This window comes from Streptomyces griseiscabiei (assembly GCF_020010925.1).
In the GTDB taxonomy this organism is placed as follows: domain Bacteria; phylum Actinomycetota; class Actinomycetes; order Streptomycetales; family Streptomycetaceae; genus Streptomyces; species Streptomyces griseiscabiei.
This window is the reverse complement of record NZ_JAGJBZ010000004.1, coordinates 312900-330816: the sequence shown is the minus strand read 5'-3', so window position 1 is coordinate 330816 and position 17917 is coordinate 312900. Positions and strand designations below refer to the sequence as shown.

The window sequence follows — 17917 nt, the reverse complement described above, 5'->3', positions numbered from 1 at the left end:
CATGCGCCCCCAGCGTGAAGTGTCCGCCTGGCGGCCCCGTGTGCCCGGCGTCGTCGAGGTGTTCCACGCGCACTACACCGAGTACGCGTACCCCATGCATGTGCACGACGTCTGGACGCTGCTGATCGTGGACGACGGGGCCGTGCGCTACGAACTGGACCGGCACGAGCACGGGACGCCGGGCGACACGGTCTCGTTGCTGCCGCCGTTCGTGCCGCACAACGGGGAGCCGGTCACGGAGGCCGGGTTCCGTAAGCGGGTGCTGTATCTGGACCCGGCTTCGAGCACGTCGGTGCTGGACGAGAGCCTCATCGGGGCGGCGGTGGACGGGCCCGACCTCCGGGATCCGTTGCTACGGCGGCGGGTGGCGGAGTTGCACACGGCACTCGCGCGACCGGGGGACGAGCTGGAGGCGGAGAGCAGGCTGGCGCTCGTCGGGGAGCGGCTGCGGGAGCATCTGGGGAAGCACCACGGGACGCGTCAGCAGACGTATCAACGGACTCGTCAAGGGACTCGTCAGGTTCTGCAGGGGCCCGGCGGTCACACCGTCGCCCATCGGCTGCGGGAACTGCTCGACGAGCGGGTCGTGGAGGGGCTGACGCTGGAGGAGGCCGCGGGGGCGGTGCATGCCCACCCCGCCCATCTCGTACGGGCGTTCGGGGCGGCCTTCGGGATCGCGCCGCACCAGTATCTGATGTCCCGGCGGGTGGAGCGGGCCAGACGGCTGCTGCTGGAGGGGATGCGGCCGGGTGAGGCGGCGGCGGTGGCCGGGTTCTACGACCAGGCGCATCTGACGCGGCACTTCAGGCGGTGGGTGGGCGTCACCCCCGGTCGCTATCGGAGCGGGTCGCCGTAGTCGCGTCAGGCACGTCGCGTGTCAGGCACGTCGCGTGTCAGGCGTACCAGTCGTGCGAGTCGTGCCAGTTGCGTCGGCCCCGTCAGTCGCGTCAGTCGCGTCGCGCGTCAGGTGACTGAACGCGTCCAGGTTGCGCGTCGACTCGCCCCGGGAGACGCGCCACGCGTACTCCTTGCGGATGGCGGAGGCGAAGCCCAGTTCGAGGAGGGTGTTGAAGGCGCCGTCGGCCGCCTCCAGGACCTGGCCGAGGAGGCCGTCGATGCCCTCGGGGGTGACGGCGGAGAGGGGCAGCCGGGCCGTGACGTAGATGTCGCCGAGCGGGTCGACCGCGTAACTCACGCCGTACAGCTTGAGGTTGCGCTCCAGGAGCCAGCGGTGGACACCCGCCTCGTTCTCGTCGGGGTGGCGGATCACGAAGGCGTTGAGGGAGAGGGAGTGCCGGCCGACGATCAGGGAGACGGTCGTCGAGAGCTTGCGGGTGCCGGGGAGCCTCACCACGTACGTGCCGGGTGCCGGGCTCTCCCACTCCAGCTCGGCCTCGGTGAGGACCTGCTCGATGATCGACACCTGCTCGATGATCGACGCTTTGTCAGCCATGGAGCGAGCGTACCCGCCGGTACGGACAGGCCGTCCCCTCACCCGTAGTAGCCGCGCACCCGCTGGCGGCGGTGGTCGTGCACGGCGGCCGTGTACACGTCCGCGGTGGCGGCGGCCGAGGTGTCCCAGCCGAAGGACTCGGCGTGGCGGGCGGCGGCCGCGCCCATGCGGGCGGGCAGTTCGGGGGTGTCCGCGAAATCGCGGAGCACGCGCGCGTAGGCGCCGGGTTCGTGGCCCTGGACGAGGAAGCCGGTCTCCCCGTCCCGCACGGCGACCGGGAGGCCGCCGACCGAGGCCGCCAGCACCGGCGTACCGGCCGCCTGCGCCTCGATCGCGACCAGCCCGAAGGACTCGCTGTACGACGGCATGACCAGCACGGACGCCGCCCGGAACCAGTCCGCGAGCTGCTCCTGCCCCACGGGCGGCCGGAACCGTACGACATCGGCGATGCCGAGCCGCGCGGCCAGTTTCTGCAGGCCCTCGGGTTTGGCGAGGCCGCTGCCGCTCGGCCCGCCGACCACCGGGACGACGATCCGCGAGCGCAGCTCGGGGCGTTCGTCGAGGAGGACGGCGACCGCGCGGAGCAGGACGTCGGGCGCCTTCAGGGGCTGTATGCGGCCGGCGAAGAGCGGGATCAGGGCGTCCTCGGGAAGACCGAGGCGGGCCCTGGCCGCCGCGCGGCCGTCGGCCGGGCGGAAGCGGTCGAGGTTGACACCGGGGTGGACCACGGCGACCTTGGCCGGGTCTGCCTCGTAGTGGCGGACGAGTTCGTCGGCCTCCTCGGCCGTGTTGGCGATGAGGCGGTCGGCGGCGCGGACGATCTGGGTCTCGCCGATGACACGGGCGGCGGGCTCGGGGGTGTCGTCGGTGGCGAGCGCGGCGTTCTTGACCTTGGCCATGGTGTGCATGGCGTGCACCAGGGGGACGCCCCAGCGCTCGGCGGCGAGCCAGCCGACGTGGCCGGAGAGCCAGTAGTGCGAGTGGACGAGGTCGTAGTGGCCGGGGCGGTGGCCGGCCCAGGCCTGCATCACGCCGTGGGTGAACGCGCACAGCTGGGCCGGGAGTTCCTCCTTCGCCAGCCCCTCGTACGGGCCCGCGTCGACGTGCCGGACCAGGACGCCCGGGGCCAGCTCGACCGCCGGGGGGAGGGCGCCGGTGGTGGCCCGGGTGAAGATCTCCACCTCGATGTTCTGCGCGGCCAGCCGCTGCGCCAGCTCGACGATGTAGACGTTCATCCCGCCCGCGTCGCCCGTGCCGGGCTGGTGCAGCGGTGACGTGTGCACCGAGAGCATCGCGACCCGGCGCGGCTTCCGGTGCAGCCGCAGCCGCGCCGCGCCGGCCGGGGAGCGTCGCCCGAGCCTGCTGACGTAGTGGCTCACGTGGCGTTCCTCCTCGCTCCGGGCATGCCGTTCGGAGGGCGTGGGGTCCCTCTAGGCAGGGGGAACGCCGGAGGAGGCTGTTCCATTTCCTCTTTGCAGAAATATTACCGAGCTTCGCTCAACCGTTCGAGGAGGTGGGGAGTGGGGGGCGCGGGGGGAGGGGGTGGGTACGCCGACGCCGGGACGGGACGGGAACGGGGACGGGGACGGGGACGGGGACGGGGACGGGGACGGGGACGGGGACCGATACCAACACCAACACCAATACCGAGACCGGGGCCACCGCCCCCGGGACCACCGCCCCGAGACCCCACCCCGCCCGGCCGGAATACGCTCACCCCATGGCAAGACCAGTCGGCACCATGACGCGCGGCACCACCAACCCCAACCGTCTGCGCCGCATGGACCGCTGGATCGCGGCGACGCACGGCGCCGAACTCCGCCGCGCCCGCACCCCCCTCGCCGTCGACCTCGGCTACGGCGCCGCCCCCTGGACCGCCGTCGAACTCCTCCACCGCCTCCGCGCGGCGGCGCCCCGTACCCAAGTGGTCGGCGTCGAGATCGACCCGGCCAGGGTCGCGGCGGCGAAACCGTACGAGTGCGAGGGCCTGACCTTCCGGCACGGCGGCTTCGAGGTGCCGGTGCCGGGCCGCCCGACCCTGATCCGGGCGGCGAACGTCCTGCGGCAGTACGACGAGGACGAGGTCGCCGCCGTCTGGGAACGCCTGTGCGCCCGCCTCGAACCGGCCGCCCCCTCCCGCCCCGGAGGAGCCCGCGGGGGACTGCTCGTCGAGGGCACCTGTGACGAGATCGGCCGCCGGCACGTCTGGGTCGCGCTCGGTCCGGAGGGCCCCCGCACCCTCACCTTCGCCACCCGGCTCGGCTCCCTGGAGCGACCCTCCGACCTCGCCGAACGCCTCCCCAAGGCGCTCATCCACCGCAATGTCCCCGGCGAACCGGTGCACGCCTTCCTCCGCGACTTCGACCGCGCCTGGGCGGCCGCCGCCCCGTACGCCTCGTACGGCGCCCGCCAGCGCTGGATCCGCACGGTCCGCAGCCTGAGCGCCGACTGGCCGGTCCGGGACGGGGTGACGCGCTGGCGGCAGGGCGAAGTCACGGTGGCGTGGGAGGCGTTGGCGCCGGGGCGCTGAGCGACGACACCGCCCCCGCCACCGCCACCCCCAACCCCTCCCTCCGTAACTCAGAGCGACGAATGCGCGACGTACGGGAACGATCACCTCGGGCCGTTCGTCACACGGACGGGGCCCATGTCGCGCAGGTGAGAGCGGGAGGGAGACAAGTGGGAGCGAGGAGACGTGAGTTCTTGCCCACCTCTGTCGCATTCCGCGACGCCGTGACACGATCACCCGGGCACCGGCAAGTTACTGACGGTTAACCAATGCTGTTTCTCTTGGGGTTGGGGGCAAGGGGTATGGGAGTCGGCAAGCGGAAGCTGACCATGGCGGCCGTGGCCGTGGTCTGCGCGATAACGGTGCTGGGCGCACCGGTGAACGCGTACGCGAGCCAGTCCAAACCGACCGAGCCGACCCCGGGCCCCTCCGCCCCCGCCTCGCCCTCGGCGTCACCGTCGCCGTCGCCCCCGGTGTCGACCCCGGTGACGAACGAGGAGCTGGAGGTCGTACGCGCCAAGCTGGAGGGCCTCTACCACGACGCGGCGGTCGCGACGGACGCGTACAACGCGGCCGAGGAGAAGGCCGACCAGCAGTCCGAGGAACTCGTCGATCTGGCCCACGAGGTCGTCAAGGGCCAGCAGAAGCTGGACAAGCTGCAGGACCTCATCGGCGCCGCGGCCCGCGCCCAGTACCGCGGCGGGGGCCTTCCGCCCGAGGTCCAGCTGTGGCTGAGCGAGAACCCCCAGGACTTCCTGGAGGGCGCGGACCGGGTGCGCCAGGGCCAGCTCGCGAGCAAGGGCCTGCTCGCCGAAATGACGCGGACCCAGCAGGACTTGGAGCAGTACTCCAAGGACGCCTCGGCGCGCTGGGAGAAGCTGGAGACCAACCGCAAGGCCAAGGAGAAGGCCAAGAAGAAGATCAAGAAGCAGATCGCCGCCGCCGAGGAGCTGGAAGCACAGCTGGAGGACGACGAGCGGGAGCGGCTGGCGCAGTTGGAGGAGGATGCCGCGCAGCAGTCACAGGCCGCGTGGCTCGACTCCGGCATCCTCGACGAGATCAACGGCAAGGCGTCCCCGCAGGGCAAGAAGGCCGTGAAGTTCGCGACGGACCAGATAGGCAAATGGTACGAATGGGGCGCCGAGGGCCCTGACACGTACGACTGTTCCGGCCTCACCAGCCAGGCCTGGGCCGCCGCCGGCCTGACCGTCCCCCGCACCTCCCAGGAGCAGTGGCGCCGGCTCAAGCACATCGACATCCAGGACATGCGCCCCGGCGACCTGATCATCTACAACGCCGACGCCAGCCATGTGGCCATGTACCTGGGCAACGGCTCGATGGTCCACGCCCCCCGGCCGAACCGAAAGGTGACGATCGCGGGCGCGGGGACGATGCAGATCCTGGGAGTCGTACGACCCGACGCGTGAGCCGGAGCCGTTGGGCGCGCCGGGACCGTCGGGCGCGCCGGGACCGCCGGACGCGCCGGGGCCGCCGATCCGGCGGGAGCCCAGGGGGCGCAACCCTTGGGGACGGGACAGCGTGGGGGGCAGGGACGGGGCACGGACGGGGCGGAGACGGGGCGGAGACGGGGCAGTGACCCACCCCACGTGACTCTCACCACCTTCCCCCGGCCCGCTCAACCTCCACCGCGTGACATACGTCATCCCAGGAGAAAGCCCTGCCATGTCCAAGTGCGGTACAGGATGCGGCATATGACACCGGCTGTTTGCCGCCCGGCGCCCCGCCGACCATTCCGCTGCGGCGGCGCCGGGCGCTATGGTCCCCGTCGGTGGGTCGAGGTCCCTCGCCCCGCCGTGCCCTCGGGGGGAGGGAAGGAACCCAACACGATGCCCGTACCCGTACCGCGGCAGAGAGCGATCCCGGCCGTGGAAAGTGGTCAGGCGCACGCCGTGTCCGCGCCCAGCGGACCGTCCGGAGAGGGGGCTGCCATGAACGCCTCGGCCCTGGCCCCTGCAGACAACTCCACACGCCCGCCCGGCCCCACCGGCGACCGCGCCCCGGGCCCGGGCCCCTCGGCCACGGCCCCCGCCGGCCCGATCGCCCAGCCCGGCGGCCCCACCAACCTCACGGTGCTCCTCATCGAGGACGACCCGGCGGGTTCCCTCAACGTGCCCGAACTGCTCGACTCCACGGGCAGGCCGATCCGCGTCCGCACCGCCCGCAACCTCACCGAGGCCCAGCGGCTGCTGACCGACGACGTCAACTGCATCCTCCTGGACCTGGCGCTCCCGGCCCCGCCCCGCCCCGCCCCCGCGGACCCCGAGGCGGACACCGAGGCCGCCGACCACCCCGACGACGAACTCGCCGTCCTCAAGCACGTCCTGGAGCTGGCCCCGCGCCACGCCGTCCTGGCCCTCACCGACTCGGGTGACGCCGAACGCGGCACGGAGGCGGTCCGGGTCGGCGCCCAGGACTACCTTTTCCGGGACGAAGTGGACGGCCGCCTCCTGAGCCGCGCGATCCGCTACGCGGTGGAGCGCAAACGGTCGGACACGGCCGAGCGCCGTCTGACGGAGTCCAAGCTGCGCGCCCAGGAGAACGCCCGCCTGGAGCGCGGCCTGCTGCCGACGCCCCTGCTGGAGGGTTCGTCCCTGCGGTTCGCCGCCCGCTACCGGCCGGGCCGTTCCCGCGCCCTGCTCGGGGGCGACTTCTACGACACCGTCCGCACCCCGGACGGCACGGTCCACGTCATGATCGGCGACGTCTGCGGGCACGGCCCCGACGAGGCGGCGCTCGGTGTGGAGCTGCGGATCGCCTGGCGGGCGCTGACGTTCGCGGGGCTGTGCGGCGACGAACTGCTGTCCACGCTCCAGCGCGTCCTGGAGCACGAGCGCGAGAGCGACGAGATCTTCGCGACGCTCTGCACGGTCGACATCGCCCCCGACGGCCGCCGCGCGGGCCTCTGCCTGGCCGGCCACCCGGCCCCGCTGATCGTCCGCCACGGGCGGAACGGCCTGCCCACACCACCGGCCGAGCTGCTGCCGTACGACAACGGCGGCCCCGCCCTCGGCCTGCTCCCGAACGCCCGCTGGCCCCGCACCCAGATCGAGCTGGGCGCCGCCTGGAGTCTGATGCTCTACACCGACGGCCTGATAGAGGGCCGGATCGGTCAGGGCAAGGAGCGGCTGGGCCAGGACGGGATGGTGGAGATGGTCCGCCGCCAGCTCACCGAGGGGCTGCGCGGCGAGGATCTGCTGCGCGCGGCGGTGAACGAGGTCCGCGACCTCAACGGCGGCGAACTGACCGACGACGTGGCGGTCCTCCTACTGGACCGCGAAGCCTGACCGCACCGAGGGCCGTGCGATCACACCGCACCAAGGTCCGTGCGGTCACGGACGGCCGCAGTACGGACGGCCGTAGTACGGACGGCGGCCCGTACGGAGGTGGTCACCGGCGGCCGTGGTACGGCCCCTGGAGAGGTGGTCACCGGCGGCCGTGGTACGGCCCCTGGAGAGGTGGTCACCGGCCGCCGTTGTACGGCCCGTACGGACCGTCGCTGCTGGAGCCGCGGCGACCGCCGCCGCCTCCACCGCCGGAGACCTGCTTGACCGCGGGCCGCACATCCACGATGTAGACGATGCTCGCGATGACGCCGATGATCGGCAGGAACGACAGGATCGAGAACAGCCAGCTCACGACGAGGGCGATCCCGAGGATGATCAGCCAGAACACCTTGGTCTGCTTGTCCGCCGCACGGAACGCGTCCTCACGCCGGAACGCGGCGTCGAACAGCCCGAACGCGGCGAGGGCCATCAGGACGATCTTCAGAAGTCCCAGGAACCCCGCGAAGCCCGTCATCAGCATGCCGCTCACACCACCCGTTCCGTTCGCTCTCTCGACTGACGACTCCTACGCGGCCACCGTACCCGTAGAACGGGCCGGTCACCCCAAAGGTGCCCGGCCCGTCTCCGTACCGTGAGGTGCCGGACGGTCGTCACACGGACAACCCTGATACCTCCGGCATCTCCGGTACCTCCGAAGCACCACGCGGATGCCTCTCGCTCTGTCGCCGACCTCGCCGTCGGCTATGTCGCCCACGCGGAAGCGCGCCCTGCCGCCTACTTGGCGGGCGGGGTGGTCTTCTTCGCGGTCGTGGGCTTCCGGGCCGGGGCCTTCTTCGGCGCGGGCTTCTTGGCGGCGGCGGGGGCGGGGGCGGCCTGGGCCGGGACCGGCTTCACGGCCGGCTCGTCCTTGACCTCGACCGGCTGGGCCTTGGGCTCGACGGCGATCGCCAGCTCCTCGATCTCCTCCGCGGCCTCGCCACGCCAGGTCTTCACGGCCTGCTCACCGTGCTCGGCGACCTTCTCGTACGTCTCCCGGGCCTTCACCGCGTACTCGGCGGCGACGCCGACGCTGCGCAGCGCGAGGTCCTGGGCGGTCTCACCGAGCTTCTTCAGGTCGGTGTCGAGGGTGCCGATCAGCTCAGTGACCTTGGTCTGGAGGTTCTCCTGGGTCTCCTTGACCCGGGCGGTCGCCTTCTCCTGCACGGCCTTCGGGTCGGTCTGGCGTACGGCGTCGATCCGGGCCGGCGCATCGGCGCGCAGCTGCTCGACGATGCCGGGCACCTTCTTGGCCTGCTGGAGGGCGAGGTCGGCGGTGCCGGCGGCGAAGTAGAACGGCGTCGGGTCGGTGACGGCCTTACGGATGTCGTCGGTGATGGCCATGGTGAGAATCCTCCGAATTGCTTTCAGCTGAGGGTTTTATGCCGTACTCATACACGCACACGCACTCGTACACGTACTTGTGCTCGTACCGGTCCGCGTCATCAACTCGCCGTCTCACGCGGAGCGACATCGCCGCCGCCGGCCGCGGCGGAGCCGGGTGCCGAGACCTCGTCGGTACCGGTACCGGTGCCGGCACCGAGCCCGACCCCGCCTTCGCTGCCGATCTCGCTGTCGATCTCGAACCCGTTCTCCTTGCGGAAGGACTCGTAGATCTGGAGCAGCACCTGCTTCTGCCGCTCGTTCAGCGTGGGATCGGCGAGGATGACGGCACGTGTCTCCACCTCGTCGCGATCCCGCTCGGCGTCGAGGATGCCGGCCCGCACGTACAGCGTCTCGGCGGAGATCCGCAGGGCCTTGGCGACCTGCTGCAACACCTCCGCGCTCGGCTTGCGCAGCCCGCGCTCGATCTGGCTCAGATACGGATTGGACACCCCGGCGGCGTCGGCGAGCTGCCTGAGCGACAGCTGCGCGTTCCGCCGCTGTTCACGCAGATACTCACCAAGATTGCCGACGTTGAGCGATGCCATGCCTCCACCATGCCCCACCCCCGCTAACTATTGCAAGCAGCCGCTTGCAAAAGTGCGCTAGACCACTGCGAGCCCTGTCGTGCCCGGGCTCCGGGAAGCGGCGTTGTCGGTGGGCTCTGTCAGGGTTGCCTCGTGGACGAACTGGTGGAGCGTGTCGACGATCGAGATCGTGCGCTGGGGGTGGTCGTCAGCCGCCGGCAGGCCGTCCGGGAGGGCTGGCTGCACCGGGTCGCCGTGACGGTGTGCCGTGATGAGGGCGGCCGGATCCTCGTTCACCGGCGGTCGGAGCGGCTGTCGCGCTTCCCCGGGCTCTACGAGGTCGTGGTCGGTGGCGCCGTGGATGTGGGTGAGTCCTATGAACAGGCCGCCGCGCGTGAGCTGTCCGAAGAGCTGGGCATTCGTGTGCTGCCACGCCTGCTGTTCACGTTCCTCAACCGCGGCGGTCTGAGCCCTCACTGGCTCGGCGTGCACGAAGCCGTGGTGCCCGACACCGTGGCCGCCGATCCCGACGAGGTCGCCTGGCACGGCTGGCTGACCGGGCCGGAGCTGCGGGCGGCGCTTCCGGACCGGCGCTTCACCCCCGACAGCCACGAGGCCTTCGGCCGGTATCTCGCGTTCAGGGCCGCGCGGTCCGCCCCTCTCGTCTCAGGAGGTCCCGGCATGCGTATCACCTGGGTGCTGGGCACCCACGGCTGGGCCGACTGCGCCCTTGAGGATCAGCACGCCAAGGTCGAGCTCACTGCGTCCCACATCACCAGTGCACCCGAGGAGTTCCTGACCGCGGTGGCCCGACTCCTCGCGGGGGCGGCGGAGAGCCGTGTCCAGTTCGAGGCCGAACCGACCGCTTACCGGTGGATCTTCTATCGCGAAGGCGACGACATCTGGATCCGCGTGCTGGAACTGCGCGACGGCAGCGATCACGACAACAGGGGAACAGAGATCTGGTCGAGCCAGCTCGGCATCAACGCACTCGCCCGCGCCGTGATCCGCTGCTTCGACGAGGTCGCGCAGACCTACGGCGAGAGCGGCTACCGAGGCAAGTGGGGCGAGCACTTCCCCCGAGCCGAACTCGAAGCCCTCAGACGGCTCTGGCGCGCTCGTCGGCAGCTTCCGGACACGTCGTCGTCCCGGATACATGGTCCTGATACGTAATGCGTAGTGCCCGATACGGAGTGGCGGAGTCCCGGACCCGCCGCCGGTCCGGCGCGAGGAGGCGTCGGTCCGGCACCGCCAGGTCGGTGGATCGGGCTGGCTGGAAAGTCCGGGGTGGGGTGGTGGGGTCCGGGAGCATGGGGCATGCGTTCCGATGACTGGCATCTCACCGAAGACGTTCACGTTTTTCATGCCCGAGCAGGGGAGTTCCTGCGCTCGCGGCCCGCCCTGCACACCATGCAGCTGACAGTGACCGAGAAGTACCGAGCGAACGGCGTCGCCGCGCACGGCTCCGAAGCGCCGGTATTCGGCCGACTGGAGCGAGACGGCGAGGTCCACGCCGCCTTCATCCAGCGCACCCGCGCGTCCTTCCTGAGCCTCGCCCCCGCCACGCGCGAGCAGGCCGACGCGCTCGCCGACCGCCTGGCCGACCTCGGTCACCCCGTCCCCGGTGTCAGCGCGGACCACGAGACGTCCACCGCTTTCGCCGAGGCCTGGCAGCGGCGGAGCGGTGCCACGCCGGTGGCCACCACGCGGCTCCATCTCTACCGCCTCGGCACGCTCACCCCGCAGGAGCCGTTCCCGGAGGGCCGGGGGCGGGTCGTGGGCGAGGGGGACCGGGAGCAACTCATCCGCTTCTGCCGGGAGTTCTGTGTCGCCGTCGGGGAACAGGTCTCCATCGACCTGATCGACGCCGGCGCCTGGGACGACTCCCGCTTCGGCGACCGGCACTACACGTTCTGGGAGACCCCAGACGGCACCCCCGTCTCCATGGCGGCCGCGACCTCGGTCGTCGGCGGCATGATCCGGGTGGACCCCGTCTACACCCCGGCCCATCTCCGGGGCCGCGGCTACGCGGGTGCCGTGACCGTCGAGACGAGCCGCGCCGCGCTGGCCGCCGGCGCGACGGACGTCGTGCTGTTCACCGACCCCGGCAACGCCACCAGCAACGCCCTCTACCGGCGCCTCGGATACGTCCGCCTCACCGACTACACCGTGTACGAGTTCCCGTCCACCGCGGCCGAGGCCGAGGCCGCGGCCGAGGCCGACTGACGGTGACTTGGCCTCAGGCGGCCCGCCCAGCGGCGTAGGCCTCGGCGGGCGTGGCCCGGACGCGGTCGGGACGCCGATGTCGTCGACGACGACGCCCCGGTGCGGGTGGCCGCCCGGCCGGGGCTTCGGGCCCAGTGGTCGTCGGGCGACGGGAGCGGCGCCCTGCGTTCGGCCTGGGCCCTGATCTCGACGTACGACGCGTGCGCGGTCGCGCGGAACGCCTCGTCGTACGCGGCCAGGGCCCCGCTCATCGCCCCACCACCCGCGCCCCGGCGGCGGATACGCACCCCCAGCCACACAAAGGGGACCAGCGCCACCGCGAAGCCGACCACCGCGATCAGGAACGGTAAGAACGCATCCATGGCCACGACCCTACTGACCGGCACGGTCCTCGGGGTTCCTCCGGCGATGCACCGCAAGAAGCCTCCGCCGTGGGCGGGTGGTGAACCGGCCGTCGGGCATCACGGCCACCGTCTGCCGGTGGCCCGACGGCCGGGCGTCATCACCTCAGGTGTCGGGTGAAGAACTGTGCCGCGGCCTCCCCCGCGAACTGCGGGACGCCGGTGTGGCCGCCCATGTTGGCGTGCAGCGTCTTCTCCTTGGAGCCGAAGGCGTCGAACAGTTCCAGGGCCGCCCGCCGGTCGTTGCCTTCGTCGTCCCACTGCAGCAGGACATGCAGGGGAATGGTGACCTGGCGGGCCTCGTCGAAGATCACGCGAGGGACGAAACTCCCGGCGAACAGCACAGCGGCCGAGATACGCGGCTCGACCACCGCCAGCCGGGTCCCGATGGAGATCACTCCCCCCGAGTACCCGACCGGGCCGCCGATCCCGGGCAGCGCCAGGAGGGCGTCCAGGGCGGTCTGCCATTCCGGGACCGCCATGTCGACCAGGGGCAGGACGAGGGCGTCGATGATCTCGTCGGTGACCGGCTCGCCGGCCTCCATGGCCCGGCGCAGGTCGGCGACGGCCCGCTCGGTGGCGGGCAGGCGGGGCCGGTCGCCGCAGCCGGGGAACTCGATGGCGGCCGTGGCGAAGCCGTCCGCCACGGAGTGCCGGGCCCGGCCCACCAGCCGGGGATACGCCTTGCGCATCCCGAGCGGAGGAGGGCTGAGCAGGATCAGCGGCGCGGGCGCCTGTGCCGAGGCGGTTGCGGATGCGGAGGTAGACGCGGGCGTCCACAGGATTCCGGGGATGTCACCGAGGATGAATTCGCGTTCGAGGACAGCGTCGTCGAGACGGCGTTCAGAGGTGAAGCGCATGGTCGTGCCTTTCGGGAGTGCCATGGAACGGCGCTCCCGGACGACCTATCGCCCGACCGTGACCCCGGAGGGGAGCACCCATGTCGATACGTTCACGGGTACCACCTCCTCACTCCATTGCACGGCCTCCGGAAACGTAGCGCAGGCCGCCGCGCTCGCGCCAACGGGTTTCACCGGAGGCTCCAGCAGGCCCGGGCACGGCAGACTTGCCCCATGACCGCCACCGCCCCGGACGCCAAGGCCGACCTCCTCTTCTATCTGCGGTCCGCCCGCGACGCCCTGCTGTGGAAGCTCGAAGGGCTGTCGGAGTACGACGCCCGCCGCCCGCTGACGCCGACCGGCACCAATCTCCTGGGGCTGCTGAAGCACGCGGCCGGTGTCGAACTCGGCTACCTCGGCGACACCTTCGGGCGCCCGTCCGGCGAGGCGCTGCCCTGGCTCGACGCCGACACCGACGCCGGGTCCGAGCCCAACGCGGACATGTGGGCCACCGCCGACGAGTCCCGCGAGGACATCGTGGGCCTCTACCGCCGGGCCTGGGCCCACGCCGACGCGACGATCGACGCGCTGCCGTTGGACACCGTGGGCCGGGTGCCGTGGTGGCCCGACGACAGGGACGAGGTGACGCTGCACCACGCCGTGGTCCGCGTGATCGCCGACACCCACCGGCACGCCGGGCACGCCGACATCCTCCGGGAACTCCTGGACGGCGCGGTCGGAATGAACGAGCACAACACCAGCGTCCCGTCGAACGACCCGGCGTGGTGGGAGCGTTATCGCGACCGGCTGGAACAGGCGGCCGAGGAAGCCGAGGAGGCCGAGAAGGCCGAGGAGTCCGACCGAAAGGCGTGACCCGATTCCGCCGGGAGGCCGGTCCATTCAGGCCGGATACACATTGCCCCTTCGCACCCTCTGCCCCTAGTGTTGACCGTATGACTGCCGGGTCGGCCTTGGGCCGTGAGCGGATCGGTTACCCGGCCTCCGAGTGAGGCCGGGGCGGGCCAGGAGCCCGCCTGCCTGCCGAGGTTCCGCGCCACCGAACACCATTCTCTTTCTTCCGAGTTCCCAGTTTCCGAGTTCTGAGTTCTGAGTTCTGAGTTCCTTCAACTCCCTCGGCTCCCTTGGTGTTCCTTTCACACGCGTTGAACCCTTCCCGCGCTCACCCCTGCCCGAATTCCGCGACAAAGCATGTCGCCATCCCCGAAAGCAGAGAATGCCCAACCCCTTCAACCAGCAGGTCATCGACGAGTTCCGCGCCCGCCACGGCGAGGTCGGCGGATATTTCGAGGGCGCCCGCCTGATCCTCCTGACCACCACCGGCGCCCGTACCGGCAACCGGCACACCACCCCCCTCGGCTACCTCCCCGACGGCGACGGCGCGATCCTGGTCATCGCGTCGGCCGGGGGCTCGCCGAAGCACCCCGACTGGTACCGGAACATCACCGCCGACCCCCGGGTCACCGTGGAGAGCGGGGTGTTCACCTACGAGGCAGAGGCCGTCGTCCTGGACGGCGAGGAGCGGGACCGGGCGTTCGCGCGGGCGGTCGAGAGCGAACCGGGATGGGCCGAGTACCAGGCGAAGACGGACCGTACGATCCCCGTCGTCGCGCTGCGGGAGATCCCCGTGGCCGGTCCGCCGAACGTCAACGCCGGTTCCATGGGCGAGGGTCTCAAGGTCATCCATGACGCCTTCCGCCGCGAACTTGCCCTGATCAAGCAGGAGTTGATCGCCAGCGGCGGCAGGGCCGGCCTCGGCGCACAGCTCCGCGTCAACTGCCTCACCTTCTGCCAGGGCCTCCACAACCACCACACCGGCGAGGACATGGGCCTGTTCCCCTTCCTCGGCGAGCGCCACCCCGAGCTGGCCCCGACCCTCGCGCGCCTCGACGAGGAGCACCGCGGCATCGCCGCCCTCGTCGAGGATCTGCGCCGCGTGGTGACCACCGAGAACGCCGACCCGGCCGCCGTACTCCCCGAGGTGGAGCGGCTCATCGCCGCGCTCGAAGCCCATCTCACGTACGAGGAGGAGCAGTTGATCCCGGCGCTGGACGCGGCGACGAAGCCCGAGGGGTGGACGGCCGGACAGGAGAGCGAACCCGCGGTCCCGTCCCCGTAGAGAGCCTGCGGCCCCGTGGACAGCGGTCGGTCGACCAACCGACCAATCGACCGACCGACCGGTGAGCGGCGTACGAGCCCCCTGGGGGGAGGGAGATCGGGCTCGCGTACCGCCGCTCACCGGCGCCCGCTCACCGTAGCCACGGCCTCGATCACCGAGGTGCCGGTACGGTCATGACTCCGCCGCCGTCCGGTAACACCCCCACCCCCCACACTCCCCTGCCTCCCATGACCGCCGTCACCACGGCAGCGCCCGCGCGTGCACCACGTCCAGGCGCGACACCGCACGGGTGAGCGCGACATACAGCCGGTGCAGCCCCCGCTCCTCCGCCGCCACGATGGCCGCCGGTTCGACGACCACGACATGGTCGTACTCGAGTCCCTTCGCCGCGCCCGCGCCCAACACCGTGACAGGCACCCCGAGTTCACCCGGACCGCCCACCGTCACCCCGGCCTCGGAGAGGGCGCCCCGCAGCCGTACGACATCCGGACCGTCGGCCACGACGACCCCGATGGACCCCTCGTGCGCGAGCGCGTCCAGCACGGCGGAGACCACCTCCGAGCGGACCGCCTCCTCCGAACGGACGGCCTCCTGCGCGCCGTCCCCGCCCCTGCCCGCACCCCCGCCACCACCCACCCTCCTGATCCGCAACTCCCCGTCACCGCGCAGGGACCGGGCGGCGGGCACGTCCACCCCGAGGCGCCCGAGCAACCCGTTCGCCAGCCCGACGACGGCCCGCGGCACCCGGAAACCGGTGGTGAGGGCGACGACATGGGCGTCCGGCTTGCCCAGGTGGGCGAGGAGGCCGGGCCAGTCGCGGGCGGCCCAGGGGGTCGTCCCCTGGGCGAGATCGCCGAGGACGGTCACCGAGCCGTAGGCCGCCCGGCGGGCGATCGCGCGGCACTCCATCGGGGAGAGATCCTGGGCCTCGTCGACGACGACATGGCCGTAACCGTCGGGGTGGGCGAGGAGCCCCGCGACCTCGTCGAGCAGGACGAGGTCGGCGGCCGACCAGCGGGCCGAGCGCCAGGTCCGCGGCGGCTTCGCCCACCCGACCGCCTTCCGCTCCTCCGCGTCGAGCAGCCCCTGCGCCGCGCCGGCCAGCGCGTCCGGGTCCCCCAGCAGCCGTGCCACCACCTCCTCCGGCCGGACCTTCGGCCATACGGCGTCGATGTACGCGCCGACCGGCCGTGACCGCGAGATCCGGTACAGCCACGCGTGCGGACGCGGCCCCGACCGCCGCTCCGCCTGCTCCCGCACCAGCGCCACCACCCGCGCCCGGACCCGCTCCCGCCCGACGTCGTACGGCGGTTCCTCCGCGCGTACGTCCGCCACGATCCGCCGCAGCTCGTCCCCGGACACCCGCCACCGGTACGAACCCTCCGCCAGCACCAGCGACTCGAACCGCTCCCCGGGCCCCCCACCACCCGCGACGCCCGCGTACAGCGCCCGGCGCAGCACCCCCGCCATCCGGGGGTCGTGCTTCAGCACCGCGGCCCGTTCGTCGTCCTCCCCCGTGACCGGATGCCGGGCGATCTCGTCCGTGACCGTCGACTGGCGTACCCCCGACTCGCCGAGCGCGGGCAGGACTTCGGCGATGTAGGAGAGGAAGGCGCGGTTCGGGCCGAGGATCAGCAGGCCGCCGCGGCGGATGCGCCGGGGGTGGGTGTAGAGGAGGTACGCGGCGCGGTGCAGCCCGACGGCGGTCTTGCCGGTGCCCGGGGCGCCCTGCACACAGACGGAGGTGGAGAGGTCGGCCCGGACCAGGTCGTCCTGCTCCGGCTGGATGGTGGCCGCGATGTCCCGCATGGGGCCGAGCCGGGGCCGCTCGATCTCGGCGGCGAGAAGGCCACCGGGGCGGGCGGGGTGGGCGGGGTGGGCGACGGGAAGGCCCCCGGCGGCGTGACGGCGGTCCAGATGCTCGTCCTCCAGCCCCGTGAGGTCGGCCGAGTCACCTCGGCTGCCCGGCGCCCACCCGAAGCGGCGCCGGACGGCGACACCCCGGGGATCACGGGAATGGGCCTGGTAGAAGGCCCGCGAGACCGGCGCCCGCCAGTCCACGACGAGGGGCGGCACACCCGGATCCTCACTGATCCGCAGCCGTCCGAGGTGATAGCTCTGCCCGGCGTGGTCGCTGCGGGCCGCGGCGGCGAAGTCGAGCCTTCCGAAGAACAACGGCCCTTCCGGCAGCTCCCGCATCTCCTTGGCACGGCTGCGCAGCCGGTACCCGAGCACCTCGGCGTCGGCGCCCGAGGCGGAGACGTCCTCCCCTACGACGACCTGCTCGCCCGCCCCCTCGACCATGGCGGCGAGGGCGGCCCGGCAGGTGTCGTGGTACGCGCGTTCCTGGGCGAGGGCGTCCCGGAGGGCGGGGTCGGCGGAGGCTTCGCTTGGCGTCATTCCACCGAGCGTACAGAAAAACGTAACCGAGTTACATTATTTACCGAGCCTCAACGATCCCGAGAGTGCTCTCGGGCCGCGGCCCCAGCGGCAGCGCCCCCTCCAGCCGCCCGAACACCCGCTCGGCGGCGGCCACGGCGTCCCGTTCGACCTCCGCCAAGGACTCCCCGGCCTCCACCCGCCGCCGGTTCTCCTCCGCGAGCACCCGCCGTACGGCCACGATCTGCCCGGCGGCGACCCGCGCGTCGAGCCCGCCGCCGAGCACTTCGGCGAGCGCGGCCTCGGCCCGCTCCAGATGGCCGTACGCCCGCGCGACCAGCGACGGCGTCCCGTACAGCAGCCGGTGGAACGCGAGCACCTGCGGGTGGTCGTTCAGCCCGGTCACCGGGTCCCGGCGGGCCAGCCCCGCCAGGAAGTGCGCCCGTACGGCCCCGACGACCGACTCCCCCTCGGCCCGCCCCGCCACCACCCGCGCCGTCTCGTCCTCGTGATCGGCGATCCGGTACAGGACGAGGTCCTCCTTCGCCGGGAAGTACCGGAAGAGCGTCGGCTTGGAGATCTCCGCCGCCGCGGCCACCTCCGCCACGGACACCGCGTCGAACCCCTTCTCCAGGAACAGCCCGATCGCGATCCCCGACACGTTCTCGTACATCCGCCGCCTCTTGCGCTCCCGCAGCCCGCTCTCGCTCATGGCGCCGAGC

The 17917-nt window shown here is 72.0% G+C and carries 18 protein-coding genes; 9 read left to right on the top strand and 9 right to left on the bottom strand.

All coding sequences use genetic code 11. The features are described from left to right. Nucleotide 1: 1 nt before the first annotated feature. The gene (locus J8M51_RS40890; RefSeq protein ID WP_086761869.1) at nt 2-856 is read left to right on the top strand and encodes a helix-turn-helix transcriptional regulator; all 855 of its coding nucleotides are present in this window, start codon (nt 2-4) and stop codon (nt 854-856) included. 21 nt (nt 857-877) lie between these two features. Here J8M51_RS40890 and J8M51_RS40885 read toward each other — a convergent pair whose 3' ends face one another. After that, on the bottom strand, nt 878-1453 hold the full coding sequence (locus J8M51_RS40885) for a type III secretion system chaperone family protein (RefSeq protein WP_256966152.1): 576 nt from the start codon (nt 1451-1453) through the stop codon (nt 878-880). A 38-nt stretch (nt 1454-1491) separates the two neighbouring features. Continuing rightward, nucleotides 1492-2832 carry a D-inositol-3-phosphate glycosyltransferase gene (gene mshA / locus J8M51_RS40880; protein WP_267299961.1) on the bottom strand — a complete coding sequence of 447 codons (1341 nt, stop codon included), beginning with the start codon at nt 2830-2832 and terminating at the stop codon, nt 1492-1494. Nucleotides 2833-3173: 341 nt separating this feature from the next. Between mshA and J8M51_RS40875 the strand changes: the two genes are divergently transcribed. The 3 genes from J8M51_RS40875 (at nt 3174) to J8M51_RS40865 (ending at nt 7267) form a co-directional block, all read left to right on the top strand. Further along, nucleotides 3174-3983, top strand: coding sequence for a class I SAM-dependent methyltransferase (locus tag J8M51_RS40875; RefSeq protein ID WP_267299960.1), 810 nt, complete (start codon nt 3174-3176; stop codon nt 3981-3983). A 281-nt stretch (nt 3984-4264) separates the two neighbouring features. Then, on the top strand, nt 4265-5389 hold the full coding sequence (locus J8M51_RS40870) for a C40 family peptidase (RefSeq protein ID WP_086765134.1): 1125 nt from the start codon (nt 4265-4267) through the stop codon (nt 5387-5389). Nucleotides 5390-5809: 420 nt separating this feature from the next. After that, nucleotides 5810-7267, top strand: a complete 1458-nt coding sequence (locus J8M51_RS40865; RefSeq protein WP_267299959.1) for a PP2C family protein-serine/threonine phosphatase — start codon at nt 5810-5812, stop codon at nt 7265-7267. Nucleotides 7268-7442: 175 nt separating this feature from the next. On the opposite strand, the gene J8M51_RS40860 is transcribed toward J8M51_RS40865, so the two are convergent. The 3 genes from J8M51_RS40860 to J8M51_RS40850 all read right to left on the bottom strand — a co-directional run bounded on the left by J8M51_RS40860 (nt 7443) and on the right by J8M51_RS40850 (nt 9234). Beyond that, on the bottom strand, nt 7443-7796 hold the full coding sequence (locus J8M51_RS40860) for a DUF2516 family protein (protein WP_398857899.1): 354 nt from the start codon (nt 7794-7796) through the stop codon (nt 7443-7445). Between the two features lie 245 nt (nt 7797-8041). After that, the gene (locus tag J8M51_RS40855) at nt 8042-8647 is read right to left on the bottom strand and encodes a hypothetical protein (protein WP_216591340.1); all 606 of its coding nucleotides are present in this window, start codon (nt 8645-8647) and stop codon (nt 8042-8044) included. A gap of 101 nt (nt 8648-8748) precedes the next feature. Beyond that, on the bottom strand, nt 8749-9234 hold the full coding sequence (locus J8M51_RS40850) for a helix-turn-helix domain-containing protein (protein ID WP_086762871.1): 486 nt from the start codon (nt 9232-9234) through the stop codon (nt 8749-8751). A gap of 132 nt (nt 9235-9366) precedes the next feature. On the opposite strand from J8M51_RS40850, the gene J8M51_RS46390 reads away from it, so the two are divergent. Then, nucleotides 9367-10386, top strand: a complete 1020-nt coding sequence (locus J8M51_RS46390) for an NUDIX domain-containing protein (protein ID WP_398857896.1) — start codon at nt 9367-9369, stop codon at nt 10384-10386. Nucleotides 10387-10530: 144 nt separating this feature from the next. Continuing rightward, the gene (locus J8M51_RS40840) at nt 10531-11439 is read left to right on the top strand and encodes a GNAT family N-acetyltransferase (protein WP_267299958.1); all 909 of its coding nucleotides are present in this window, start codon (nt 10531-10533) and stop codon (nt 11437-11439) included. Here J8M51_RS40840 and J8M51_RS40835 read toward each other — a convergent pair. Further along, a complete protein-coding gene (locus J8M51_RS40835) occupies nt 11376-11801 on the bottom strand; it encodes a hypothetical protein (RefSeq protein ID WP_256966293.1) in 426 nt (141 codons plus the stop codon). The genes J8M51_RS40840 and J8M51_RS40835 overlap by 64 nt on opposite strands. On the opposite strand from J8M51_RS40835, the gene J8M51_RS40830 reads away from it, so the two are divergent. Further along, nucleotides 11800-11961, top strand: coding sequence for a hypothetical protein (locus J8M51_RS40830; protein ID WP_179203496.1), 162 nt, complete (start codon nt 11800-11802; stop codon nt 11959-11961). The genes J8M51_RS40835 and J8M51_RS40830 overlap by 2 nt on opposite strands. Here J8M51_RS40830 and J8M51_RS40825 read toward each other — a convergent pair. Next, a complete protein-coding gene (locus tag J8M51_RS40825) occupies nt 11942-12700 on the bottom strand; it encodes a dienelactone hydrolase family protein (protein WP_086763581.1) in 759 nt (252 codons plus the stop codon). The two genes, J8M51_RS40830 and J8M51_RS40825, sit on opposite strands and share 20 nt — an antisense overlap. A gap of 213 nt (nt 12701-12913) precedes the next feature. Here J8M51_RS40825 and J8M51_RS40820 point away from each other — a divergent pair, with 213 nt between their 5' ends. Both J8M51_RS40820 and J8M51_RS40815 read left to right on the top strand, forming a co-directional pair. Continuing rightward, entirely contained in the window at nt 12914-13552 is a 639-nt protein-coding gene (locus tag J8M51_RS40820; protein ID WP_086763575.1) for a DinB family protein, read from the top strand. A gap of 361 nt (nt 13553-13913) precedes the next feature. Continuing rightward, nucleotides 13914-14816, top strand: coding sequence for a nitroreductase/quinone reductase family protein (locus J8M51_RS40815; RefSeq protein ID WP_086763577.1), 903 nt, complete (start codon nt 13914-13916; stop codon nt 14814-14816). A gap of 237 nt (nt 14817-15053) precedes the next feature. On the opposite strand, the gene J8M51_RS40810 is transcribed toward J8M51_RS40815, so the two are convergent. Continuing rightward, complete coding sequence (locus J8M51_RS40810; RefSeq protein ID WP_267299957.1) at nt 15054-17216, bottom strand: HelD family protein; 2163 nt, start codon at nt 17214-17216, stop codon at nt 15054-15056. A gap of 40 nt (nt 17217-17256) precedes the next feature. Beyond that, the gene (locus J8M51_RS40805) at nt 17257-17907 is read right to left on the bottom strand and encodes a TetR family transcriptional regulator (protein ID WP_086761373.1); all 651 of its coding nucleotides are present in this window, start codon (nt 17905-17907) and stop codon (nt 17257-17259) included. Nucleotides 17908-17917: the final 10 nt, after the last annotated feature.